23 protein-coding genes are annotated in these 24380 nt (G+C 73.5%); 3 read left to right on the plus strand and 20 right to left on the minus strand.

The genetic code is table 11. The features are described 5' to 3' along the window. The first annotated feature begins 199 nt into the window (after positions 1–199). A complete protein-coding gene (locus tag ABZ570_RS23335; protein ID WP_117229180.1) occupies positions 200–688 on the plus strand; it encodes a transcriptional regulator in 489 nt (162 codons plus the stop codon). A gap of 76 nt (positions 689–764) precedes the next feature. Here the strand turns inward: ABZ570_RS23335 and nusB are convergent, their stop codons facing one another. The 15 genes from nusB to ABZ570_RS23410 all read right to left on the minus strand — a co-directional run bounded on the left by nusB (position 765) and on the right by ABZ570_RS23410 (position 16620). Beyond that, entirely contained in the window at positions 765–1175 is a 411-nt protein-coding gene (gene nusB, locus ABZ570_RS23340) for a transcription antitermination factor NusB (protein WP_358067360.1), read from the minus strand. Between the two features lie 23 nt (positions 1176–1198). Further along, positions 1199–1756 carry an elongation factor P gene (gene efp, locus ABZ570_RS23345; RefSeq protein ID WP_358067301.1) on the minus strand — a complete coding sequence of 186 codons (558 nt, stop codon included), beginning with the start codon at positions 1754–1756 and terminating at the stop codon, positions 1199–1201. 403 nt (positions 1757–2159) lie between these two features. Further along, entirely contained in the window at positions 2160–2600 is a 441-nt protein-coding gene (gene aroQ, locus ABZ570_RS23350; RefSeq protein WP_358067304.1) for a type II 3-dehydroquinate dehydratase, read from the minus strand. Next, positions 2597–3676, minus strand: a complete 1080-nt coding sequence (gene aroB / locus ABZ570_RS23355; RefSeq protein ID WP_358067307.1) for a 3-dehydroquinate synthase — start codon at positions 3674–3676, stop codon at positions 2597–2599. Before aroB ends, aroQ begins: the two co-directional genes overlap by 4 nt. Continuing rightward, positions 3673–4200 (minus strand): shikimate kinase, encoded by a 528-nt coding sequence (locus ABZ570_RS23360; RefSeq protein ID WP_358067310.1) that lies wholly within the window; start codon positions 4198–4200, stop codon positions 3673–3675. The genes aroB and ABZ570_RS23360 overlap by 4 nt, the downstream gene beginning before the upstream one ends. Then, on the minus strand, positions 4197–5375 hold the full coding sequence (gene aroC, locus ABZ570_RS23365; RefSeq protein WP_358067313.1) for a chorismate synthase: 1179 nt from the start codon (positions 5373–5375) through the stop codon (positions 4197–4199). The genes ABZ570_RS23360 and aroC overlap by 4 nt, the downstream gene beginning before the upstream one ends. 93 nt (positions 5376–5468) lie before the next feature. Continuing rightward, positions 5469–6281, minus strand: a complete 813-nt coding sequence (locus ABZ570_RS23370; RefSeq protein WP_358067363.1) for a shikimate dehydrogenase — start codon at positions 6279–6281, stop codon at positions 5469–5471. Continuing rightward, positions 6278–7501, minus strand: coding sequence for an endolytic transglycosylase MltG (mltG, locus tag ABZ570_RS23375; protein WP_358067316.1), 1224 nt, complete (start codon positions 7499–7501; stop codon positions 6278–6280). The genes ABZ570_RS23370 and mltG overlap by 4 nt, the downstream gene beginning before the upstream one ends. Beyond that, positions 7498–7959, minus strand: coding sequence for a Holliday junction resolvase RuvX (gene ruvX, locus ABZ570_RS23380; protein WP_358067319.1), 462 nt, complete (start codon positions 7957–7959; stop codon positions 7498–7500). The genes mltG and ruvX overlap by 4 nt, the downstream gene beginning before the upstream one ends. A gap of 74 nt (positions 7960–8033) precedes the next feature. Then, complete coding sequence (gene alaS, locus ABZ570_RS23385; RefSeq protein WP_358067322.1) at positions 8034–10712, minus strand: alanine--tRNA ligase; 2679 nt, start codon at positions 10710–10712, stop codon at positions 8034–8036. Then, entirely contained in the window at positions 10709–11014 is a 306-nt protein-coding gene (locus tag ABZ570_RS23390; RefSeq protein WP_358067325.1) for a hypothetical protein, read from the minus strand. The genes alaS and ABZ570_RS23390 overlap by 4 nt, the downstream gene beginning before the upstream one ends. Before the next feature lie 24 nt (positions 11015–11038). Further along, positions 11039–11500, minus strand: a complete 462-nt coding sequence (locus tag ABZ570_RS23395; protein WP_358067328.1) for a DUF948 domain-containing protein — start codon at positions 11498–11500, stop codon at positions 11039–11041. A 147-nt stretch (positions 11501–11647) separates the two neighbouring features. Continuing rightward, positions 11648–12265, minus strand: a complete 618-nt coding sequence (locus tag ABZ570_RS23400; RefSeq protein ID WP_358067366.1) for a hypothetical protein — start codon at positions 12263–12265, stop codon at positions 11648–11650. Between the two features lie 2579 nt (positions 12266–14844). Then, complete coding sequence (locus tag ABZ570_RS23405; protein ID WP_358067331.1) at positions 14845–16347, minus strand: replication-associated recombination protein A; 1503 nt, start codon at positions 16345–16347, stop codon at positions 14845–14847. Between the two features lie 75 nt (positions 16348–16422). Then, complete coding sequence (locus ABZ570_RS23410; RefSeq protein ID WP_358067334.1) at positions 16423–16620, minus strand: hypothetical protein; 198 nt, start codon at positions 16618–16620, stop codon at positions 16423–16425. 194 nt (positions 16621–16814) lie between these two features. On the opposite strand from ABZ570_RS23410, the gene ABZ570_RS23415 reads away from it, so the two are divergent. Beyond that, on the plus strand, positions 16815–17579 hold the full coding sequence (locus tag ABZ570_RS23415; RefSeq protein ID WP_358067337.1) for a GNAT family N-acetyltransferase: 765 nt from the start codon (positions 16815–16817) through the stop codon (positions 17577–17579). Positions 17580–17621: 42 nt separating this feature from the next. Here the strand turns inward: ABZ570_RS23415 and ABZ570_RS23420 are convergent, their stop codons facing one another. The 5 genes from ABZ570_RS23420 to ABZ570_RS23440 form a co-directional block, all read right to left on the minus strand. After that, positions 17622–18968, minus strand: a complete 1347-nt coding sequence (locus ABZ570_RS23420; protein WP_358067340.1) for an MFS transporter — start codon at positions 18966–18968, stop codon at positions 17622–17624. Further along, positions 18965–19585 (minus strand): helix-turn-helix domain-containing protein, encoded by a 621-nt coding sequence (locus ABZ570_RS23425; RefSeq protein ID WP_358067343.1) that lies wholly within the window; start codon positions 19583–19585, stop codon positions 18965–18967. The genes ABZ570_RS23420 and ABZ570_RS23425 overlap by 4 nt, the downstream gene beginning before the upstream one ends. An 85-nt stretch (positions 19586–19670) precedes the next feature. Next, positions 19671–20483: a sugar nucleotide-binding protein gene (locus ABZ570_RS23430; protein WP_358067346.1), complete on the minus strand. Its 813-nt coding sequence runs from the start codon at positions 20481–20483 to the stop codon at positions 19671–19673. 94 nt (positions 20484–20577) lie between these two features. After that, the gene (aspS, locus tag ABZ570_RS23435; RefSeq protein WP_358067348.1) at positions 20578–22383 is read right to left on the minus strand and encodes an aspartate--tRNA ligase; all 1806 of its coding nucleotides are present in this window, start codon (positions 22381–22383) and stop codon (positions 20578–20580) included. 190 nt (positions 22384–22573) lie between these two features. Further along, positions 22574–23632: a S1 family peptidase gene (locus ABZ570_RS23440; protein ID WP_358067351.1), complete on the minus strand. Its 1059-nt coding sequence runs from the start codon at positions 23630–23632 to the stop codon at positions 22574–22576. A gap of 246 nt (positions 23633–23878) precedes the next feature. Between ABZ570_RS23440 and ABZ570_RS23445 the strand changes: the two genes are divergently transcribed. After that, on the plus strand, positions 23879–24380 hold a 502-nt coding region (locus ABZ570_RS23445), incomplete at its 3' end, for an SGNH/GDSL hydrolase family protein (protein ID WP_358067354.1).

The raw sequence follows: 24380 nt of genomic DNA on the forward strand, positions 1-24380 counted from the left end.
TCACGCCACGTTACCAGCGGTCACCAGGTCGACCGCCGCCGGTACTGACCCCCAGGTCAGGGTGCCAAAAATCCGGATAACCCCTCCTCCGCTCCCCAACGGTACGGCCACGGGCACTTGACCCCGTGTCGCAATCCCCGTACCGTCACGCTCCGTAGCGATAGCTGGGTGAACCCCGAGCAGCACTGGGAGTGTCCGAATGCCCTCTGAATACGCCAAGTCGCTGGGCGCCCGCCTGCGCTCCATCCGCCAGCAGCAGGGCCTGTCCCTGCAGGGTGTGGAGGAGAAGTCGAACGGGCGGTGGAAGGCCGTGGTGGTCGGCTCGTACGAGCGTGGCGACCGCGCAGTCACCGTGTCCCGCCTGGCGGAACTGGCCGAGTTCTACCGCGTTCCCGTCTCGGAGCTGCTGCCCGACGGCAGCGGGGTACGCCACGAGCCCACCAGCAAGATCGTCCTGGACCTGGAGCGGCTCTACGACGAGGCCTCCGAGGAACTCGCCTACGTCGCCCGGTACGCCCGCGCCATCCAGCAGCAGCGCGGGGACTACAACGGCCGGGTGCTCTCCATCCGCGCGGACGACCTGCGCGCCCTCGCGATCGTCTACGACGCCTCGCCGTCGGGCCTGATCGAGCGGCTCACCGAGCACGGGGTGCTGGTCGCCGACCCGCGGGCGTTCTTCGCGAGCTGACCGCTGTCACACCGGAAGGGCCCGTGCCGTCGGCACGGGCCCTTCCGTCGTCCTGGTGTGACGCGGCTGACGCCGGTCAGCGGGTGGCGTACTCGGCGATCCGGCCGAGGATGCCGTTGAGGAAGCGGGGCGAGTCGTCGGTCGACATCTGCCGGGCCAACTCGACGGCCTCGCTGATCGCCACCGCGTCGTCGATCTCGTCGACGTAGAGCAGCTCGTAGACCGCGATCCGGGCCAGGTTGCGGTCGACCGCCGGCATCCGGTCCAGCGTCCAGCCCTCGGCGTAGCTGGCGATCAGCTCGTCGACCCGGTCGAGGTGCGCCGCGACCCCCTCGACCAGACTCACCGCGTAGCCCAGGTGTTCGGGGCGGGGCTTCTCGATCCGCTCGAGGTAGCCGGCCAGCACCTCGACGGGCGGGCGGTCCCGCAGGTCGGCCTCGAAGAGCACGTCCAGCGCCCGCTTGCGCGCCTTACGGCGCGCCGGCATCTGCTGCTTGGAACCCTCGGCCATCAGGCGCGGCCGAGGTAACGGCCGTCGCGGGTGTCGACCTTGATCTTCTCGCCGGTGGTGATGAAGAGCGGCACCTGGACGGTCGCGCCGGTCTCGACGGTGGCCGGCTTGTTGCCGCCGGTCGACCGGTCGCCCTGCAGACCCGGCTCGGTGTAGGTGACCTCCAGCACGACGGAGGTCGGCAGCTCGATGTAGAGCGGCACGCCCTCGTGGGTGGCGACGGTCGCCTCGGCCTCCGGGAGGAGGTAGTTGGCCGCCTCGCCGACGGTCCCGCCGGGCACGCTGATCTGGTCGTACGTCTCCAGGTCCATGAAGACGTAGTCCTCGCCGTCGGCGTACAGGTACTGCATGGTGCGCTTGTCCACGGTCGCGGTGTCGACCTTGGTGCCCGCGTTGAAGGTCTTGTCGACCACCTTGCCGGACAGCACGTTCTTCAGCGTGGTACGCACGAACGCGCCGCCCTTGCCGGGCTTGACGTGCTGGAACTCGACGACAGCCCAGAGCTCGCCGTCGAGGTTGAGTACCAGGCCGTTCTTGAGGTCGTTGGTGGTGGCCATTTCCTGCCTTGATCATAATTGGCGGACAGACCCACGAATTCTACTAGTTGCAGCGAAGCCGCTTCGGTGCGCCGCACGCCCCACCCACCCGTCGGCCGGCCCGCCGGGCCGTCAACATGCCGAACATCACACAGAGCAACCAGGCCTGGGCGCCCCCAGGGGCTTCCCCCACCCGCTTTGCTCTGCAGCCATCGGCGCAGCAGGCACGCTCCGTCACCGCCCTCGGCGATCCGCCGCCTCCACCGAAATCACATCGGTCCAGCTCAGCTGGGCGTTGCACGGGTGGCTGCAGAGCAAAGGCGGAGAAGAGTTTCCCGTCACCGCGCCGGCTGCGGCAACTCAGAGCGACAGCACCGAAAACACGGAGAGTGACGAGACCCGCCGCCACCGGCGGCCGTCCCGGTCACGCCCCGGCGGTCAGCCGGGTAGCCAGATGACGCAGGGCCAGGCGGTAGCCGTCGACGCCGAGGCCGCAGATCACCCCGGTCGCCACGGCGGAGACCACCGAGTGGTGCCGGAACTCCTCTCGGGCGTGAATGTTGGAGATGTGCACCTCGATCAGCGGGGCGCGGAGCATCGCGCAGGCGTCCCGGACCGCGATCGAGTAGTGCGACCAGGCGGCCGGGTTCAGCACCACCGCCGCCCCCTCGTCGGCCGCCTCGTGCAGCCACCCCAGCAGCTCGTGCTCGGCGTCGGTCTGCCGGACCACCACGTCCAGCCCCAACTCCCGGCCGGTGTCGACGCACATCGTCACCAGGTCGGCGTAGCTGGTCATCCCGTACACCTCGACCTGGCGGGCGCCGAGCCGCCCCAGGTTCGGCCCGTTCAGCACGTAGACCCTCACCCGGCCACCTCCCGATAGGCGGACGCCAGCAGCTCGTCGGAGGGGCCCTCCAGGATCGCCGGGCGGGCGAGGCGGTCGAGCACCACGAAACGCAGGCGGCTCCCCCGCGCCTTCTTGTCGACCCGCATCGCGGCCAGCAGCTCCGGCCAGGCGTCGGCCCGGTAGCCGGTGGGCAGGCCGAGCGCGTCGACGACCGCGCGGTGCCGCTCGGCGGTGGCCGCGTCCAGCCGGCCGGCCAGCCGGGCCAGAGCGGCCGCGTAGACCAGGCCCACCGCGACGGCGTGGCCGTGCCGCCAGCGATAGCCCTCCACCTTCTCGATGGCGTGCGCCAGGGTGTGACCGTAGTTGAGCACCTCGCGTACCCCGGACTCGCGCAGGTCTCCGGAGACCACGTCGGCCTTGACCCGCACGGCCCGCTCGATCAGCTCGCGCAGCACCGGGCCGGTGGGGTCGAGCGCGGCGGCCCGGTCCCGCTCGACCAGGTCGAGGATCACCGGGTCGGCGATGAATCCGCACTTGACCACCTCGGCCAGCCCGGCGGCGAGATCGACCGGCGGCAGGCTGTCCAGGGTGGCGAGGTCGGCCAGCACCCCCACCGGCGGGTGGAAGGCACCGACCAGGTTCTTGCCGACCGCGGTGTTGATCCCGGTCTTGCCCCCCACGGCGGCGTCGACCATGCCCAGCAGGGAGGTCGCCACCGGCACCCAGCGCACCCCCCGCAGCCAGCAGGCCGCGACGAAGCCGGCCAGGTCGGTGACCGCGCCGCCACCCACGCCGACCACCGCGTCGGTACGGGTGAAGCCGGCCTCGCCGAGCCGGTCCCAGCAGGCGGCGGCCACCTCGATGTGCTTGCCGGCCTCGGCGTCCGGCACCTCGATCGGCAGCGGCGCCATCCCGGCCGCGCGCAGCCGCTCGCCGAGCGTGTCGGCCAGCGCTTTCAGCGGCGGCGCGTGCAGCACCGCGACCCGGCTGGCGTCGGGCAGCAGCGGGGGCAGCGCGTCGAGCAGATCACGCCCCACCAGAACGTCGTACGGCCGCTCGCCGCCGACCGGGATCCGGGTCACGTCGGCTCTCACCGGGCCGCCTGCCCATCGGTCGCCAGCAGGGCGGCGACCTCGGCGGCGATCTCCTTCGGGGTACGCCCGTCGGTCACCACCGTCGCGGTCGCCACCTCCGCGTAGAGCGGGCGGCGCTGGTCCATCAGGTGCTTGAGGGTGGCCCGCGGGTTGAGCGCCAGCAACGGCCGGCCGGCGCCCAGGCCGACCCGCTTCACCGCGTCGGGCAACTCCACCGACAGGTGCACGACGGTGTGCCCGATCAGGGCAGCCCGGTTCTCCTCGGCGAGGACCGCGCCGCCGCCGAGGGCGAGCACCCCAGGGTGCGCGGCCAGCGCCGCCGCCACCGCCGCCCGTTCGAGGGTACGGAAGTGCGCCTCCCCCTCGTCGACGAAGATCTCCGGGATCGGCTTGCCGGCGAGCTGCTCGATGTCGGTATCGGTGTCCCGGAACGTCACGCCGAGCGCCTCGGCCAGCGCCAGCCCCACCGTGGTCTTGCCGGAGCCGGGCGCTCCGACCAGCACGCAGACCGGGCGGGTGCTCATTTGATCACCAACGCGTCGAGGTACCCGGCGAGATTGCGCCGCATCTCGGCGACCGAGTCGCCGCCGAACTTCTCCACCGCCGCCTCGGCCAGCACCAGGGCCACCATCGCCTCGGCGACCACCGCCGCCGCCGGCACGGCACAGACGTCGGAACGCTGGTTGATCGCGGTGGCCGACTCGCCGGTGGCGACGTCGATCGTGGAGAGCGCCCGGTTCAGCGAGGAGATCGGCTTCATCGCCGCCTTCACCCGCAGCGGCTCGCCGGTGGTGATGCCACCCTCCAGGCCGCCGGCCCGGTCGGTCATCCGGCGTACGCCGGTGGCGCTGGGGATGATCTCGTCGTGCGCCTCGGACCCGCGGGACCGGGCCTGCTGCCAGCCGTCGCCGATCTCCACGCCCTTGATGGCCTGGATCGACATCAGCGCGGTGGCGAGCCGGGCGTCCAGCTTCCGGTCCCACTGCACGTGGCTGCCCAGGCCCGGCGGCACCCCGTACGCGAGCACCTCGACCACGCCGCCGAGGGTGTCGGCGGCCTTCTTCGCGGCGTCGACCTCGGCGACCATCCGGGCGCTGGCCTCCGGGTCGAGGCAGCGCAGCGGGTCGGCGTCGATCCGGGCGGCGTCCTGCGGCACCGGACGCAGGCCGGGCTTGACCGCGACCGGGCCCAACTCCACCACGTGGGAGACGATCTCGATGCCGAGGGCCTGCCGCACCAGAGCCTTGGCGACCGTGCCGACGGCGACCCGGGCGGCGGTCTCCCGGGCGCTGGCCCGCTCCAGGATCGGGCGGGCGTCGGTGTGCCCGTACTTCTGCATCCCGGCCAGGTCGGCGTGGCCGGGCCGGGGGCGGGTGAGCGGTGCGTTGCGGGCCTGCCCGGCGAGTTCCTCCGGGTCGACCGGGTCGGCGGCCATCACGGTGCGCCACTTCGGCCACTCGGAGTTGCCGACCCGGATCGCCACCGGGCTGCCCAGGGTGACGCCGTGCCGCAGGCCGCCGAGGATCTCGACCTCGTCCTGCTCGAACGACATCCGGGCGCCCCGGCCGTAGCCGAGCCGGCGCCGGGCCAGTTCGCCGGAGATCTCCCCGGTGGTCAGCTCGATGCCGGCGGGCACCCCCTCCAGCAGCGCGACGAGGGCGGGTCCGTGCGATTCACCTGCAGTCAACCAGCGCAACACAGCGGCCAGTCTGTCACGCCCGGTGCCCGTCCCGGTGCGCCGCCCGACCAGTCCCGCCCAGCGGACGCGCCCGTCCGCAGGACGGGCACCGGATCAGGCGGCGCGGGCGTCGGCGAGCGCGGCGGCCATCGCGTCGCGGGGCGCGGGGACGCCGGTGAACTGCTCGAACTGGCCGACCGCCTGGGCCAGCAGCAGGTCCAGCCCGGAGATCACCCGGCAGCCGGCGGCGAGCGCCGCCGCCGCGAGCGGGGTCGGCCACGGGTCGTAGACGACGTCGAAGAAGACCGACCCCGGCCGCCAGTCGAAGTTGTCGGCCAGCGGGTCGGCGACCCCCTTCGGCACAGTCGAGATCACGATGTCGGCGCGGGCGTGCGCCGGGTCCCCGTCCCAGGGCGCGCCGGCGAGCGGCACGTCGACCGCCCGGGCCACCGGTCGTAGCTCCTCGATCGCCTCGGGTCGGCGGGCCACCACGGTCACCTCGGCCGCACCGATCCGGGCTGCCCCGGCGAGGGCGGCCCGGGCGGTGCCGCCCGCCCCGAGCACGGTGACCACGGCGCCCGCCACGCAGCCCGCGGCGGTGAGCACGTCCACCATGCCGGTGACGTCGGTGTTGTCGGCGTACCAGGAGCCGTCGGGGCGGCGTACCAGGGTGTTGGCGGCACCGACGGCGGCGGCGACCGGCGAGACCTCGTCGGCCACCGCGAGCGCCGCCTCCTTGCCCGGCATGGTCACCGACAGCCCGGCCCACTCCGGGCCCAGCCCCGCGACCAGCCCGGCCAGTTCGTCGGCCGCGCACTCGATCCGGGTGTACGACCACCCGGTGAGCCCGGCCGCCGCGTACCCCGCCTCATGGATCACCGGGGAGAGTGAGTGGGCGATCGGCTTGCCGACGACGGCGGCCCTCAGAATCGGCAGTTCTCCTCGGTCAGCACCTTGTTCTTGCACATCGTCCTTCTGAGCTGGTTGTACTCGGCGTCGTTGGAGCCGTAGCCCATCGTGCCCTTCTGGTCGATGGTCATGAAGTAGACCCAGTCCCCGTCCGGCGGCGCCATCGCGCCCTTGAGCGCCTCCTCGCCGGGGTTGCTGATCGGCGTGATGGTGAGGCCGTCCACGCCGTGCGTCCGGTACGGGTTCTTCGGATCGTGGATCTCCGAGTTCTTGAGAACGTCGGAGTCCTTCGGGTCCTTGCCCTGCAGCCGCAGCCAGTAGTTGATCGCGCTGTCGATCTCCAGGCAGTGGCAGCGGTACTTGTCGGTGTAGACCCGGTTGTAGATCACCCGGGCCACCTTCGGCATGTCCACGTGGTTGACCGACTCGGCCTGGGCGATAGAGGCGGTGATCAACGCCTCGTACGGGGAGATCTTCCGGTCGTTCTGCACCTTGTCGACGAAGTCCATCTCCTTGGTGACGTCGAGGAACTTCTGCACCATCATCGACAGAATCTGCTCGGCGGTGGCCTTCGGCGGGATCTCGTACGTGGCCGGGTAGAGGAAGCCCTCGATGCTCTTCGCGCCCGTCTTCTTGCCGTCGTTGCGCTTGAACCAGAACTCCGGCACGCCCAGGTTGACCGGATCCGCCGCGGCCTTCTTGAAGTCGGCGACCGGGATCTTGGTCTCCTTGGAGAGCTTGTCGTAGATCGCCAGGCTGATCATGCCCTCGGGGATGGTCACCCCGTTGACCACCCGGCTCTTCGGGTCGAGCAGCATGGTCAACGCGTCGGCGGCCTTCATCTCCTTGCGGACCTTGTAGCTGCCGACCTGGATGTTCTTGCTGCGGGAGTTCGCTTCGGCGGCCTCGATGAACGCCTTGGTGCTCTTCACCACGCCGGCGTCGTAGAGGGTGTCCCCGATGTCGGTGAGGGTGTCGCCCTTCTTCACCGCGACCAGCACCTCACCGGAGCCGGGGCCGGTGAAGTCGGGGGTGACGAAGTGGTCACGGATCCGGTCGAACCCGATGTACGCCCCGCCACCGATGCCGCCGAGCAGCACGAGCGCCATCAGGAGGGCGAAGACGGTCTTGCCCCGGCCGCCGCCCCCGCCGTTGCGCTTGCGTACCGCGCTGCGCCGGTGCCGGCCCTTCTCCCCCCTCTCCGACTCGTCGAACCCCAGATCAAGGTCGTCTATCATTGCGTCCGCCTCCGCTGCGCGTCCAGCCAGCTCTGCAGAATCTCCACTGCGGCGGCCTGGTCGACCACCGCCCGTTGGCGCTTTCCCCGGACGCCACGTTCGGCCAGCCTACGACTCGCGACCACGGTCGACATCCTCTCGTCCGTCAGCGTCACCGGAATCGGCCCCATTACATCGGCCAATCGGGCAGCGTACGCCGATACGTTCGCCGCCGCCGGGCCATGCTTTCCGGCGAGGTTGACCGGCAGGCCGACGACGATCTCCACCGCCTCGTGCTCGGCGGCGAGCCGGACCAGCTCGGCGATGTCGGTGGGTACCGCGTCCGGTGCCGCGGTCAGGTCGCGGGCGAGGGTGACCAGCGGGGTGGCCAGGATGCCGTGCGGATCGGACCGGGCGACCCCCACCCGGACCTGCCCGACATCGACCCCGAGCCGTACGCCCCGGGACAGTTCAGCCATCTACCGGACACTTCCCCTCGGGGACGGGCCAGGGCGGACCATCCGGTCCGCCCTGACGTCGATCGGTGCGCCCATCACGCCTCGGCGATCGCCTTCTCCACCGTCTGGAGCAGGTTCGGCGCCTCCGCCGCGGGCAGGCCACCGCCCTGGGCCAGCTCGTCGCTGCCGCCGCCCCGGCCGGAGAAGGCCGCCTTCACCAGGTCCTTCGCGGTCAGGCCCCGGCCCCGGGCGGCCTGGTTGACGGCCACCACCAGGGACGCCTTGCCGTTCGCCCGCGCCGCCACGGCGACCACCGCCGGCCGGGCCGGGTCGATCCGGCCCCGGATCTCCTGGGCCAGCGTCCGCACGTCGTTGACGGCCGCGCCCTCGGGCGCCTCGGTGCCCACGTACGCGACGCCCCGCACGTCCTTCGCCTGCGCGGCAAGGGCCGCCGCCCCGCCCAGCACGAGCTGGGCGCGGAGCTTCTCCAACTCCTTCTCCGCGTCGCGGAGCTGGGTGACGGTCTGCTCCACCCGCTCGGCGACCTGGTCCCCGGGGACCCGGAACAACTCGGCGAGCCGGGAGACCAGCAGGTGCTCGCGGGCCAGGAAGCCGAACGCGTCCATGCCCACCAGGGCCTCGATCCGGCGGACACCGGAACCGACCGACGCCTCGGAGAGGATCTTGACCAGGCCGAGCTGGGCCGAACGGGCCACGTGGGTGCCGCCGCACAGCTCCCGGGCGTAGTCGCCGACCTCGACGACCCGGACCCGCTCGCCGTACTTCTCACCGAACAGCGCCATCGCGCCGATCCGGCGCGCCTCCTCCTGCGTGGTGATGAAGGCGTGCACCTCCAGGTCGGCCAGGAGCACCTCGTTGACCTGCTGCTCCACGTCGTGCAGCACGCTCGGCGCGACCCCGGTCGGGGTGTTGAAGTCGAACCGCAGCCGGCCCGGCGCGTTCAGCGAACCCGCCTGGGTGGCCGACTCGCCGAGGAAGTTGCGCATGGTCTGGTGGACCAGGTGGGTGGCGGTGTGCGAGCGGGAGATGGCCCGCCGCCGGGACACGTCGATCTCGGCGTACCCGGTCTCGCCGGCGCGCACCTCGCCCCGGACCACCTTGGCCCGGTGCACGATCAGGCCCGGCACCGGCTGCTGCACGTCGAAGACCTCGAGCTGGCCGCCGCCGACCGTGATCAGGCCCTGGTCGGGCTGCTGGCCACCGCCCTCGGCGTAGAACGGGGTGGTGTCGAGCACCAGCTCGACGGTGTCCCCCTCCACGGCCGCGGTGACCTCGGCGCCGCCGGCGAGCAGGGCGCGCACCCGGGACTCCCGGTTCAGCTCGGTGTACCCGGTGAACTCCACCGGCCCGCCGCCGTCGAGCACCGACCGGTAGGCCGACACGTCCGTGTGGCCGGTCTTGCGGGCCTGCGCGTCCGCCTTGGCCCGGCTGCGCTGGTCGGCCATCAGCCGGCGGAAGCCGTCCGCGTCGACCTGGAGGCCCTGCTCGGCCGCGATCTCCAGGGTCAGGTCGATCGGGAAGCCGTACGTGTCGTGCAGCTGGAACGCCTTGTCGCCGGAGATGGCGTTCTTTCCGGCGGACTTGGTCTCCGCGATCGCGGTGTCCAGGATCGTGGTGCCGGCGCGCAGCGTGGCGAGGAAGGCGTCCTCCTCCGCGTACGCGTACTGGGAGATCCGGCCGAACTCCTCGGCCAGTTCCGGGTAGGACGGGGCCATGCAGTCCCGGGCCACCGGCAGCAGCTCGGGCAGCGCCCGGTCCTGGTAGCCGAGGAGGCGCACCGCTCGGATGGCGCGACGCATGATCCGCCGCAGCACGTAGCCGCGCCCCTCGTTGGACGGGGTCACCCCGTCGCCGATCAGCATCAGCGCGGTCCGCACGTGGTCGGCGATCACCCGCAGCCGGACGTCGTCCGGGTGCGACTCGCTGGCCGCGTGGCCGGAGTGCACGCCGTACCGCTTGCCGGTCAGCTCGGCGGCCTTGTCCAGGATCGGCCGGACCTCGTCGATCTCGTACAGGTTGTCGACGCCCTGCAGGATCGAGGACATCCGCTCCAGGCCCATGCCGGTGTCGATGTTCTTCGCCGGCAGGTCGCCGAGGATCGGGAAGTCCTCCTTGCCGGTGCCCGGGCCGCGCTCGAACTGCATGAAGACGAGGTTCCAGAACTCCAGGTAGCGGTCCTCGTCGACCTCCGGGCCGCCCTCCCGCCCGTAGGCCGGGCCCCGGTCGTAGTAGAGCTCCGAGCACGGGCCGCACGGGCCCGGAATGCCCATCGACCAGAAGTTGTCCGCCTTGCCTCGCCGCACGATCCGCTCGACCGGCACGCCGGTGCGGCGCCAGATCTCGTACGCCTCGTCGTCGTCGAGGTAGACCGTGGCCCAGATCCGCTCCGGGTCGAGCCCGAAGCCGCCCTGGTCGGCCGGCTTGGTGGCCAGGTCCCAGGCGAGCGGGATCGCCCGCTCCTTGAAGTAGTCGCCGAAGGAGAAGTTGCCGTTCATCTGGAAGAACGTGCCGTGCCGGCTGGTCTTGCCGACCTCGTCGATGTCCGGGGTGCGAATGCACTTCTGGACGCTGACCGCGCGCGGGTACGGCGGGGTCTGCTGGCCCAGGAAGTAGGGGACGAACTGCACCATACCGGCGTTGACGAACAGCAGGTTCGGGTCGCTGATGGCGGGCAGCGGAGCGGACGGCACCACGGCATGGCCGTTCGCCTCGAAGTGGGCGAGGTACCGCCGCTTGATCTCCGCCGTCTTCATCGCTGGTGCTCCTCCGGGAAAATCTCTCGGTCGCCGACCCGCGGGTCCTCCCGCAGCTCGGCGAACTGGTCGTCGTACGCCTCGCCGCGGGCGAAGGCCTCGTGAATCTCCTGCTCGCGCTCGGCCATCCCGGTCCGGACGTCCTCGATGAAGCCGCGGACCGACTCGACCAGGCTGCCCGCGGACTCGGACAGCCCGCTGGCGATGCCGGCCGGCGTGTACGCCTGCGCGGTGCGGGTGGCCTTGCGGACCACCAGCACGCCCACGGCCAGGCCGATGCCCAGCCAGAACAAGCGCCTCATGTCACATCCTCCCGCTCGGCCGGGTCACCGGTTGGCCCGCTTCTCGGCACGGCGCCGCTGCTTGATGATGTCGCGGGCCTCCCGCTCGTTCTCCGCGTGCCGGCGGGCGGCGGCGGCCCGGCGTACGCCGTAGCCGAAGGCGGCCACCTTCACCAGCGGGTTCGCGGCGGCGGCGGAGACCACCGCGGCGAGATTGGCCACGTTGGCGGTGACGTTCTGCGCGTGGGTGGTCATGGTGTCCACCTTGGCGAGCTGGAGGTTCACCCCGTCGAGGGAGGTCTGCACCTGCTCCAGAGCGGTGTTGACGTTCTTCACCGTGGTGTTGACGTCCACGAGCAGCGGGGTGGTGCGGTCGTTCAGCTCGGTGATCATGCGGGTCGTCGCGTCCACGGTGTGCCGCAGCCGCAGGATCGGCACCGCCAGCACGAGCACCAGCATCAGGAACGCGCCGGCCGCGATCAGCGCAGCGATCTGTCCACCATCCACGCGCATGTCCTCCTCAAGCAGTGTCCCAGGGTCCCACGCCCCGGGAAGCGCGACCGTCGTACCCGCTCGGCCGCACCGGCCCGGCACGCCGGCGGACACGGGCGGGCCCGCCAGCCCCCGACCCTACCGTCCGTGATGGAAACCGGCTCAGGACGGTGAGGGTGTCGCTTCGCCCAGTGGATCGTCGGTGACGGTCGGGTACGGATCCACACCGGTGAGGGACGGGTCGGTGGTCGGCTGTGGCCCGGTCCGCTCGTCGTCGATCGCGTTACGGACCTTCACCGACACCAACGACCCGGTGCACTTCTCCGCTGCGGGCGAGGGCGCCGGCGTGGGTGCCGGTGCCCCGTCCACCGGAGGCGGTGTGCAGGCGGGTTCGCGTACCCAGAGGTCGAGGGTGAGCTCGTCCCGACGCCAGCAGGTGTAGCTGCCCTCGGTCGGCTGCTCGGGGCAGCGGTCGTTCTTCCAACGCCGCCAGCCGTCCCCGACCAGGGCGTGCTCGTACGCCTGCGCCGTCTCCTTCGGCGCCCGCTGCGACTCGAGGGTCCGCTCCCGCAGCCGGCATTCCTGGATGCACCACCGGTTGCCGCTGACGTGGTCGACCGGATCCACCGCCGCCCAGGCGGGCACGTCGAGGCCGTCGAGGCCGTCGAAGACCGGGTCGTGGCTGAGCGTGCGCAGCCCGAAGTAGAGCGGGACCGCGCCGAGCAGCACCAGGCTGACCAGGGCGATGACACCCAACCGCAGCCGTCGCCGCTCGCGCATCTGCCGGCGCAGCTCGGAGCGGGCGCCGCGCAGGCCGCCGGCCGTACCGACGGCCGGGGCCGGATCCGTATCGGCCCGGCGCACCGCCGGTCCACCCCCGTCGGCCGGTCCGGGTCGCGGCCCGGCCGATTCCCCAGCTGGTACGACCGCGGCGGCCCGCGCCACCGCCGGCTCGCCGGCCCTACCGGGCGGGGGTACGGCGGCGGCGCCGACCTGTCCGGGCCGAACCGCTTCCGCCCCGGGCGGAACCGCCCGGCCGGCCGGCCGCTCGTCGGGGCCCCCGGGACGGGCCACGGAGGCGGCCGCCCGGGCCACCGCCGGGCCACCGGCCGCCCCGGTACGTGCCCCGGGCTCGCCGCCGGCCTGCGGGACGCGCCCGTCCTCTCCGCCCGGGCCGCCCGGGCCGGGTCGGGCGGTGCCGCGGGCCGGTCCGGCATCGCGGGCCGATCCGGCCCCGCGCGTCGGACCGGCATCGCGGGCCGATCCGGTGCCGCGGGTCGGTGCAGCGTCGTGGGTCGGTCCGGCATCGTGGCCGGCATCGCGCCCGCCACCGACCGGGCCCGGTCGGGCGGGTCCCGGCTGGCTGACAACCGGCCCGGGACGCCCGGCCCGGGGCGCCGCGTCACGACCCGCGTCGCCGCCAGGGGGGCCGACGGGCCGAGCGGGATCATCCGCGACGGGGAGGCCCCCGGTACGGGTCGGATCGCCACCGGCGCGGAAGCCGCCGGTCCGATCGGCGCCGCCCGCGGTGGGGAAACCGCCGGTGGGAATGCCGCCGGTGCGGTCCTGGTCGCCACCGGGCCCACGACCGGTGGCCCGGCCACCGCGGGTGGGCGGACCACCGGCCCGGCCAGGGTCCCCAACCGGTGGCAGGCCGCCCGTCCGGTCGGCGCCCGCTCCGGCCGTCCGGTCGGTGGCCCGGCCGGGCGCCTCGGGGTCGACGGACTGCGTGGCGCCCCGGACCGGACCGGATTGGTCGGGCTTCACCGGCGGCACGGCGACCCCGGCGCGGCCGAGTGGGGCGCGGTCGGGCCCCACAGGGACGTCCGGTCGACCACCCGCCGGCTCGCCGACCGGGGAGCCGGCGGGGCGGACCACCGGCATGGCCGGGTCGGTGCGGTGGGCCCCCCCGGCCTGCCGGCGCCAGTCGGCCGGCCGCTCGGGGCGCTGCGGTCGCGCGTCGCCGGCGTCCTCACGAGCCGCGCGGCGCCGGCCGGGGGTCTGGGGTGCGTCCCCGGACGGCCGGGCAGCCGGCGTCCCAGGTGCGGCGCGGCGACCGGCCGCGGTCGGTTCGTCGCCACGCGCGGCCCGCATACCCGCCGCGGTCGGTTCGTCATCGGGGGCCGCCCGCCGACCCGCCGCAGTCGGTTCGTCGTCGGCGGCGGCCCGGCGCCCGGCCCGCGCCGTGGGCGTGCCCGGGCCCTCCGCCCGACGGCCGGGGAACGTGTCGGACGGGAGACCCGGGACCGGCGGGGCGTTCCCGCTGCGCGGCACCACCGGCTGGTCGGGCTCACCGGGTCGGCGTCGACCCCCACCCGGCGCGGTGGGAGCGTCCACCCGGGACAGACCCGCCGTGGACGGGTCGGGCTCCGTGGCGCCGCGGCGGCGCCGGGATTCGGGGGCGCCCGGGCGTGGGGCGCCGCTCACCGGATCGACCGCGGGTTGGCCGACACCGGGCGGGCCAGCCGGGCCGTGCGCCGACGGCACGTTGACCCGACCGGCAGCGGGCTCGGCGGCGACCCGCCGGCCGGCGCCGGAGATCGGGCGGGCCTCGACGTCGTCGGGCCCGGACCGCCGGCCGGCACCGGAGACGGGCCGCGCGGCCGGGTCGGCGCCACCGACGTACGGGCCGGCGGGCGCTTCGCCGGGCCCGCCGGCACCGTGCCGGCCACGGGGCGTGGGCGGTACCTCGGGCGACGGGGTGGGACCCGGCGGTTGCCAGCCGGGGCCGGGCACCTGAGCGTCCCGGGCCCGATCCGGTGCGGGACCGGTGGGCGGGGTCGTCCGGCCGGGCGGACCGGCCGGGTCGCCCGGCCGACCGGCGGCCGGCGGAAGCGGTACCTGCGGCGCGGCCGGGCCCCGGCGCGGCGGTCGGGACGGCTCAACCGGGGACCGGGACGGCTCGGGTGTACCGGGCCAGGGGGCGTCGACGGGACGGCGGCGGGCGGCTGCCGGATCGGGCCCGTCGGGGCGTACCGGAGGCGTCGCCGGGACGGCGTCGACCGGGCCGCGCCGGGGGGCGGACGGCCCGCCCGGACCGGGCTGGCCAGGCGGGGACACCGCACCGGGGCGGGGGGCGCGTGGCGGCTCGGCGGCGGACGGGCCGGGTCGCGGCCCCGGGCCGGCCGGTGGCGGCCCAGCGGGCGACGGCGGCGGGGCCGCCGGCAGGTCACCGTCCGGACCGAGGTCGGTACGCTGCTGCTTGGCCGTACGCAGGTCGTCGATCCAGCCGAACTCCTCGCCGACCGCCGCCTCGTCCGGCTCGGCGTCGGCTCTGCCCCGGCCCCACCGGCGGCCCTTGGCGCTCCGGTCGCGCCGCTCGTCGGGGCCGTCCTCCGGCCGCTCCGGACCACGCGCCATCACTGCTGACCCTCCCCGACGGCGTCGCTGCCGCCCTCGTTCACCGCGTTGCCCTGCTCGCCGCCGGCCGAACGGCCGGCGGGCACGGCGACCGGCGTGCCCTCCTCCGTACGGACCGCCGGTGCCGGCAGCCCGCGGACGATCCGACGCAGCAGCGGCAGCCGGGTGGCCACCGCCCGCTCGGCCCCGTGACCGCTGGGCCGGTAGTAGTCGGTCCCGACGAGATCGTCCGGGACGTACTGCTGGGTGACCACCCCACGGTGGTCGTCGTGCGGATAGCGGTAGCCGGTGCCGTGCCCGAGGCCACGGGCCCCCGCGTAGTGGGCGTCACGCAGCGCCCGTGGCACCGGCCCGCCCCGGCCTGCGCGCACGTCGGCGATCGCCGCGCTGATCGCCGTGGTGGCCGAGTTGGACTTCGGTGCGGTGGCCAGGTGGATCACCGCCTGGGCCAGGTTGAGCTGGGCCTCGGGCAGCCCGACGTACTCGACGGCGTGCGCGGCGGCGGTGGCGACGCTCAGGGCGGTGGGATCGGCCATGCCGACGTCCTCGCTGGCGAAGATGACCAGACGCCGGGCGATGAACCGGGCGTCCTCGCCGGCCACCAGCATCCGGGCCAGCCAGTGCAGCGCCGCGTCCACGTCCGAACCGCGCATGCTCTTGATGAACGCGCTGACCACGTCGTAGTGGGCGTCGCCGTCGCGGTCGTACCGTACGGCGGCGACGTCGACGGCCTGCTCGGCGGTGGCCAGGTCGATCCGCGCGGCGCCGAGCGCGGTGGCGGTGGCGGCCGCCGCCTCCAGGGCGGTCAGCGCCTTGCGTACGTCGCCGCCGGCGAGGCGGACGAGGTGGTCCTCCGCCTCGGTCTCCAGGACCAGCGTGCCACCCAGCCCGCGCTCGTCGGCGACCGCGCGGCGCAGCAGGCCACGCACGGCGTCGTCGTCCAGCGGCTGGAGCGTGAGCAGTACGCAGCGGGACAACAGCGGTGAGATGACCGAGAAGTACGGATTCTCGGTGGTCGCCGCGAGCAGTGTGACGGTCCTGTCCTCCACCGCGGCGAGCAGCGAATCCTGCTGGGTCTTGCTGAACCGGTGCACCTCGTCGATGAAGAGCACGGTCGGCGGGCCGCCCGCACGCCGCTGCCGGCGGGCGGTGTCGATCACCGCGCGGACGTCCTTCACCCCGGCCGTCAGCGCGGACATCGCGACGAAGCGGCGGTCGGTGGCCTGGGCCACCAGGTGGGCGATGGTGGTCTTGCCGCTGCCGGGCGGCCCCCAGAGGATCACCGACATCGGCGCCGCACCCTCGACCAGCTGGCGCAGCGGCGCGCCCGGGGTGAGCAGGTGGTCCTGCCCGACGAGCTCGTCGATGCTCGACGGCCGCATCCGGACCGGCAGCGGCGAGTCCGCGCCTGCGGCGCTGAACCCGTCCACGCCGGTCGGACCCCCGGGGGCGCTGGGCGCTCCGGCGGGTTCGCCGAGGGTGAAGAGGGCGTCGGACTCCATCACGAGAACAGTACCGGGCCGGACCGACGACGCTGGAATCGCGCCGCTGGCCCGGCCCGCGATGATCCGTTCCGGTCAGCCGACGCCTGGACGCCGACCCCGGTACCAGCGGCCCCGGCGGCGGCCGAACCCGGCCAGGTGCAGGGCGAGCAGCAGCAAGCCGATCAACATGAGCGTGTGCACGTTGAACAGGTCGGGAGCGCCGAGGTTGGTGCCCAGGAAGTCGAGCAGCAGCGCGAAGCCGAACACGACGGCGGCGAGAGTGGCGAGCATGTCGTTCCTCCGGTGAGGGGTCCCAGCAGGTTGGCGACGGATGTACCCGATCGGTCTCGTCGTCAATCCACGGTGGATCGGCCCGCCGGGCGGACGCTACCGGTCGGTGGCGTGCACGCCTGTCCCCTCCCGCCGTATCCCGACCTGCGCCAGCACCGTGCGGCTCGCGGATCCGGCTCTCGTACGCTGGCCGGATGATCACTGCCGACCAGGTTCTGGTGGGTCGGGACGCCCTGCTCGCCGCCGCAGGTAACCATCCGTACGCCCGGAACGCCCTCTGGAGAGCCCAGGAGGCGCGCGGGTGGCGGCGGGACGACGCGGTGTGCTGGCTGCTCCCGCCGGAGCAGGGGCCGGCCGGCGGGGCGCTCGGGGCGGCCGGGCCGGCGCTGGACGTCTTCGCCGGCCTGGTCGCCGACGGGGTGCTGCACGCCGGCCAGTGGCTGCACCTGCCCCGCACGGCACCCGAAGAGGTGGCCGGCCGGCTGACCGTGGCGCGGCTGGACGAGTGGGACTTCCTCTGGACCACCACACCGCCGCCCCCGCAGCCGGAGGAGGAGCGGGTGGTCCGCCTCACCGAGGCCGACCATTCGGCCCTGGCCGCGCTGATCGAGGAGTCCTTCCCCACCACCACCTCCCGCCCCGGCGACCCGCGCGTCGTCGACTGGTACGGCATCCGCGACGGCGGCCGCCTTGTCGCCTGCGGGGCGGACCGCAGCCGGGGCGACATTGGCTTCCTCGCCGGCCTCACGGTCGCGCCCGATCGGCGCGGTCGGGGCCTCGGTGCGGCGCTCACCGCCGGGATGACCCGCGCCCTCTTCGCCCGGTACGACCACGTGGCGCTCGGCGTCTTCACCGACAACGTCGGGGCGATCGGGCTCTACCGCCGGCTCGGCTACACCAACACCGAGCCCCGCACCTCGGTCCACCTCGGCCGCCGGAAAGGAGGGGCCCCGTGTTAACGCATTTCGCATAGCAGGGGCCCCCTCCTAACAGGTCCGCGCTCAGCGTGCCTGGGCCGAGGCGGCGTCGAGGTCAGCCGCCGCGGCAGGGCTGTCATCGGACTCCGCCTGGTCGACCTGCGACGGCTGACCGACGGCCGCCGGGACGGGCGCGGCGGCCCGGCCAGCGCGCCAGGCCGGCAGGTAGAGCGGCGCGGCCAGGGCGAGCACCACCGCACCGACCACCATGGCGACGCCGACGCTGCTGCGGTCGGCCAGCGCAGTGAGCACCAGCGCGCCGAGCGCGCCGGCCGGTTGCGCCATCATCGAGTTCAGCGAGATGACGCTGGTCCGGTACGGCCCGTCGACCTGACGGTGCAGCAGCCCCATGTGCAGCGGGTTGGACGCGCCGTGCACGGTGTAGCAGGCCAGGTAGGCGATGAGCACCCCGACCGGGCCGGCGAGCAGGCCCATCCCGACCACGGTCCCGCCCTGGAGGATCCGCATGAGCGCGGCGGCGGGCGCGGCGCCCAGCCGGCGCAGCAGGAACGGGGTGAGCGCGGCGCCGGCCGCGTTGGCCAGCCAGGCCGCCGACCCGGCCGGGCCGAGCAGCGCGGCCGCCCGGTCGACGTTGCCGACCACTTCGGAGAGGCGGATCGGCAGCAGCGACTCGAAGGTGACCATGCCGAAGCCCCAGAACAGCTCGACGGCGACCAGGGCGAGCAGCACCCGGGAGCGGCGCAGCAGGCCGATCGCCTGCCCGACCATCCGGGGCGCCTCGACCACCGAGGCGCGCAGCGCGGCGGCTCCCGTGGCCGGTCGGGTCTCCTGCATCAGCACGAACAGGGCGATCAGCGAGACGACGTGCAGGGCGATGGCCACCAGCACGGGCAGGGTCAGCGCGCTGATCGGCCCGAGCGGGCCGAGCGCGACCAGGCCGCCGCCGAGCAGCGCGCCGGCGCCGATGGCCAGTCCGATGACCATCCCGGCATGGCCGAGGCCGCGTTCGTACTCGGCGTCCGGGTCGGCGGCCAGGGTGGCGTCGACGTACCAGGATTCCAGCGGGCCGCTGTCGAGCGCCCGGTAGACGCCCTGCAACGCCCAGACCAGGAAGAAGAGCCAGAACGAGTCGGCCACCGCGAAGATGACCAGCGAGATCAGGCCGATCACCCAGGCGACGGCGAGGACCGGCTTGCGGCCGAGCGCGTCGGCGAACCCACCAGTCGGCAACTCCAGCGCGAGGACCACCAGGCCCTGCGCGGTGGCGACCATGCCGATCTGGGAGAGCGTGAGGCCGCGCTCCTGCATCAGCAGGATCATCACCGGGATCATCAGGCCGCTGGGCAGCCAGCGCAGGCCGTAGAGGGTGAGGTAGCGGAACCGGACCTGGCGTACGGACAGCGTGGTCATCGCTCCTCCTCGGACGGCGGGTTGGCGAGCCGCAGGTCCGCCAGCAGCGGCAGGGCGGCGAGATAGATCTGCACCTGCTCCGCGCCGGGCTCGTGCGATTCGGCCTCGTTGCGGTAGCGCTCGAGGACCTGCCACACCTCGGCCTTGAGCGCCTCCAGCCGAGCGGAGGGGATGGCCATGAAGATGTCGCCCATGCCAAACGCGTCCCGCCACGCCGGGGACCACTGGTGCCGGGTCGCGAAGTACCGCTCGGCGTGCTCGACGAAGAACCGCACCTGGTCGCCCTCAATCCACTCGATGGCGGCCCGGGCGTCCGGGTCGTCGTCGAAGTCGGTGGGCTCCCAGTTGGTGACGTCGTGCGCGGCCCGCCAGAACCGCTGCCGGCCGGTGCCCAGATCGGGATCCTCCACGACCAGCCCGACCTGGGCGAGCTGGCGCAGGTGGTAGCTGGTCGCGCCGGTGTTGGTGCCGAGCAGCTCGGCGAGGGCGGTGGCGGTGGCCGGCCCCTTCACCCGCAGCGCACCGAGCAGCCGGGTCCGCAGCGGATGAGCCAGCACCCGCACCTGGCGATGGTCCAGCCGGACCTGGCGCGGCGGTGCCTTCTTGTCGTTCCCCATGCATGCACAATATCTGTGCACACTTTCCGTGCACAAGAGTTATGCATAAGAAGTGTGCACGATCCGACAGTCGGCGCGGCGACGCTCAGGAAACGAGAAGTTCGTTGACGCCACGCAGCCGGGTACGCAGCAGGCCGGCGGCGCGGGAGGAGTCGAGGCGTACCTCGGCTGGACGGTTGACGCCGGCGGAGACGGCGGTCGTCGTCTTTAGCCCGGCCGGGTCGACGCCGAGCTGCCGGGCGACCAGGAGACCCAGTTCGGCGCGGCTGACCGGGTCCGGCCCGGCCACGTTGAGCGGGCCGGCGTAGCCCGACGGCACCAGTTCCAGCACGGCGGCAGCCAGGTCGGCCACGTCGATCGGGCAGCGGAGCTCGTCGGTGAAGAGGGTCGCCCGGCCGGCGAGGGCGTCGCGGCAGAGCTGGATCTGCTTGCTCCCCTCCCCCACGATCAGCGAGGTCCGCACCAGCACCGCGCCCGGGTCGATCGCCCGCACCGCCGTCTCCGCCGCCGCCTTCGCCGCCCCGTACGGATACACCGGGGTGGGCACATCGTCGTCGAGATACGGCGCCGGCCGCCCGCCGTGCAACGCGTCGCTGGACAGGTGCACCAGCCGCGCCCCCACCTCGGCGGCGGCCACGGCGATGTTGGCCGCCCCGTCGGCGGTGACCGCCCAGTCGTCGTACCGGTAGGGGGTGGCGACGACGGCGTCGGGGCGTACCCGCGCCAGCAGCGCGCGCACGGCGGCGCGATCGGTGACGTCGAGCCGGCGCGGCTCGACGCCGGCGACCGCGACGGCGGCCGAGTGGTACGTGCCGACCACGCGCTGTCCCGCGGCGAGCGCCTGCCGGCACACCTCCCCGCCCAGGAAGCCGCTGGCCCCCACCACGAGCAGCGTCATCCCGTCCCCTCCCTCACGTGTCGATCATGAGGTTGGCGGGGCGACACGCCGGAGCGGTGCCCGCCAACCTCATGATCGACGAGAGAAGGGCGGGTCAGGTCGGGTCGGCAACCGGGGCGACCGGGCCGGCGGTGCCGGTGTGCGGCGCCGCCGCCGGCTTCGGCTTGGCGTCGACGCCGGCCTCGGCGCGCTGCTGCGCGGTGATCGGCGTCGGCGCGCCGGTCAGCGGATCGAACCCGCCCCGGGTCTTCGGGAACGCGATGACCTCGCGGATCGAGTCCGCGCCGGCCAGCAGCATGCAGATCCGGTCCCAGCCGAAGGCGATGCCGCCGTGCGGCGGCGGGCCGTACTTGAACGCCTCCAGCAGGAAGCCGAACTTGTCCTGCGCCTCCTCCGGGGTGATGCCGAGCAGCTCGAACACCCGCTGCTGCACGTCGCCCCGGTGGATACGGATGGAGCCGCCGCCGATCTCGTTGCCGTTGCAGACGATGTCGTATGCGTAGGCCAGGGCCCGATCCGGCGCCTCCTCGAACCGGTCCACCCAGTCGGCGTTCGGCGAGGTGAACGGGTGGTGCACGGCCGTCCAGCCGCCCTCGTCCGTACGCTCGAACATCGGCGCGTCGACCACCCAGCAGAACGCCCAGGCGGTCTCGTCGATCAGGTTCGCCCGCTTGGCGATCTCGATCCGGGCCGCGCCGAGCAGCTCCTGCGCCTCCCGGGTGTTCGTGCTCGCGGCGAAGAAGATCGCGTCGCCCGGCTTGGCGCCGACCGCGTCGGCCAGCCCGGCCAGGTGCGCCTCGGAGAGGTTCTTGGCCACCGGGCCGCGCGCCTCGCCGGTCTCCGCGTCGAGCACCACGTACGCCAGGCCCCGGGCCCCGCGTGCCTTGGCCCAGTCCTGCCAGCCGTCCAGCTCCTTGCGGCTCTGCGCCGCGCCGCCCGGCATGACCACCGCGCCAACGTAGCCGCCCGCGTCGATCGCGCCGGCGAACACCCGGAACTCGGTGCCGCGCAGGTAGTCGGTCAGCTCGGTCAGCTCGACGCCGTAGCGCAGGTCGGGCTTGTCCGAGCCGTAGCGGGACATGGCATCGTGCCAGGTGATCCGCGGGATCGGCCGGGGGATCTGGTAGCCGGCCAGATCGGACCAGAGCGTCGAGACGATCGCCTCGCCGAGCTCGATGACGTCGTCCTCGGTGACGAAGGACATCTCGATGTCGAGCTGGGTGAACTCCGGCTGCCGGTCGGCGCGGAAGTCCTCGTCCCGGTAGCAGCGGGCGATCTGGTAGTACCGCTCCATGCCGCCGACCATCAGCAGCTGCTTGAACAGCTGCGGCGACTGGGGCAGGGCGTACCAGCTGCCCGGCTGGAGCCGGACCGGGACCAGGAAGTCGCGCGCGCCCTCCGGAGTGGAGCGGGTCAGGGTCGGCGTCTCGATCTCCAGGAAGTCCCGCTCGTTCAGCACGGCCCGGGCGAGCTGGTTGGCCCGCGAGCGCAGCCGGATGGCCTTCGCCGGGCCGCTACGACGCAGGTCCAGGTAGCGGTACTTGAGCCGGATGTCGTCGCCGGCCTCGATCTGATCGTCCACCGGCAGCGGCAGCGGCGCCGCCTCGGAGAGCACCTCCAGCTCGCTCACGGTCACCTCGACCTCGCCGGTGGGCAGGTCCGGGTTCTCGTTGCCGGCGGGGCGGCGGGTCACCTCGCCGGTGACCTTCACGCAGAACTCGTTGCGCAGCGCGTGCGCGTCCTCCTCGCGGAAGACCACCTGGACCACGCCGGAGCCGTCGCGCAGGTCGACGAAGATGACACCGCCGTGGTCGCGCCGGCGGGCCACCCACCCGGCGAGCGTCACCGTGGTGCCGGCGTCCGTCGCGCGCAGGCTGCCGGCGTCATGGGTACGGATCACGACTTGCGTCTCCTCATCGCTGAACGGTCTGCACCCGCATTCTGTCAGCTTGTCGGAGCGGGCTCCGCACCACCCGGCAACCCGGCTCCGTCCGGTGAACGGCGGATCCGGCCGGCCCGGCCCGCGCTCGGAGCCGGTGCGGACGCGGAGCGGGCCGCCGGTCGCCCGGCGGCCCGCTCGCAAGGATCGATCAGTAGACGCTGACGCCGTAGACGCTCAGCGCCTCGGTGACCGGCTGGAAGTAGGTGGTGCCGCCGGAGGAGCAGTTGCCGCTGCCGCCCGAGGTCAGGCCCAGCGCGGTGCTGCCGGCGAAGAGCGAGCCGCCGCTGTCGCCGGGCTCGGCGCAGACGGTGGTGCGGATCAGGCCGGAGACGCTGCCCTCGGCGTAGTTCACCGTGGCGTTGGTGGCCGTGACGTAGCCGCTGCGCAGGCCGGTGGTGCTACCGGAACGGTAGACCGTCTGGTTCACGTACGCGTTGCCGGCGGTGGTGATGTCCTGGTAGCTGCCGTTGTACAGGTAGACGTTGCCCGGCTGGGCGGTGGTCTGGTTGCTGTACTTCACGATGCCGTAGTCGTTGCCCGGGAAGCTGGTGCCGGCACGGGCGCCGAGGTACGCGGTCTGCGACGAGTTGCTGTACCAGCTCGACGAGATGTTGGTGCAGTGCCCGGCGGTGAGGAAGTAGTAGACGCCGGAGCTGCTGCGCACGTTGAAGCCGAGCGAGCAGCGCCCGCCGCCACCGGCGTAGATGGCGTTGCCGCCGGAGATGCGGGTGCTCAGCACGCCGGGCTCGGCCTCGATCCGGACCGTGCCGCCGGTGCGGGCGGCGGCGGCCTTGACCCGCTCCAGCTTGGCGCCGGTGACGGTGCTGTCAACCGAGACCACGACCTGGTTGGTGGCCGCGTCGACCCACCACGCGGTGCCGGGGATCTTGGCGGACCGCTCCAGCTCGGCGGTGGCGGCGTTGAGCTTGTCGGCGCCCCGGGTGACCAGCTTCGGGGTGGCGCCGGCGGCGCGGACCTGGCGCGCGGCCGCGGCGTCGGTCACCGCGACGACCATCTTGCCGCTGGCGTCGGCGTACGTGCCGGCGGCGCGGTCGCCGAGCTTGGCGACGAGCGCGGCGGCGGCGTCGGGAGAGGCGGGCGAGGCAGGGGCCGCCTGGGCGGGTGCGCCGAGGAGCGAGCCCGTGACCAGGGCGCCGGCCATGGCGATGGCAGCGGCACGGCGAAGCGAGGACCTCGTGGGTCGCATGTAACAACCTCCAAAGAGGGGGTGACGGGCGCCGTCACACGGAAGCGCCCGGGGACAACCCGGCCAACCGGGGGGTGCCGGCCGGGTGAGCAAAGTATTCACATATTTAAGATCCTGCGCAAGGCGGCACTTTGCCCGAATTGGCCCGCCCCGGAAAGTGACCATGCCATAACATTGTGGACACAGACCGACGTCTATATTATCTGGCCGCCGCAGCACGCCGGCACCCGTGATCCGGAGGCCACCATGACCCTCGTCCGACGCGCGCTGGCCGCCCTCGCCGGCGCCACCGCCCTCGTCCTGCTCCCCGCCGGTCCCGCCCTCGCCGCCGGTCCACCGCCGAGCGCGATGGCCAGCCTGGGCGACTCGATCACCCGCGGCTTCAACGCCTGCGGCTGGTATGTCGACTGCACCTCACGGTCGTTCAGCACCGGCGGCGACGCCGCGGTGAACAGCCACTACCTGCGGATCCGTGCGGTCAACCCGAGCATCCAGGGCCGCAACTTCAACGACGCCAAGACCGGCGCCAGGTCCGCCGACATGTACGGCCAGGCGGGCACCGCGGTCAGCCAGGGCGTCGACTACGTCACCATGCTGATCGGCGCCAACGACGCCTGCACCAGCTCGGAATCCACCATGACCCCGGTGGCCACGTTCCGGGCCAACATCGACAGCGCGCTCAACCGGATCAGGGCCGGCCTGCCGAACGCCCGGGTCGCCGTGATCAGCATCCCGGACATCCACCGGC

Source organism: Micromonospora sp. NPDC007271 (assembly GCF_040634005.1).
GTDB lineage: Bacteria > Actinomycetota > Actinomycetes > Mycobacteriales > Micromonosporaceae > Micromonospora.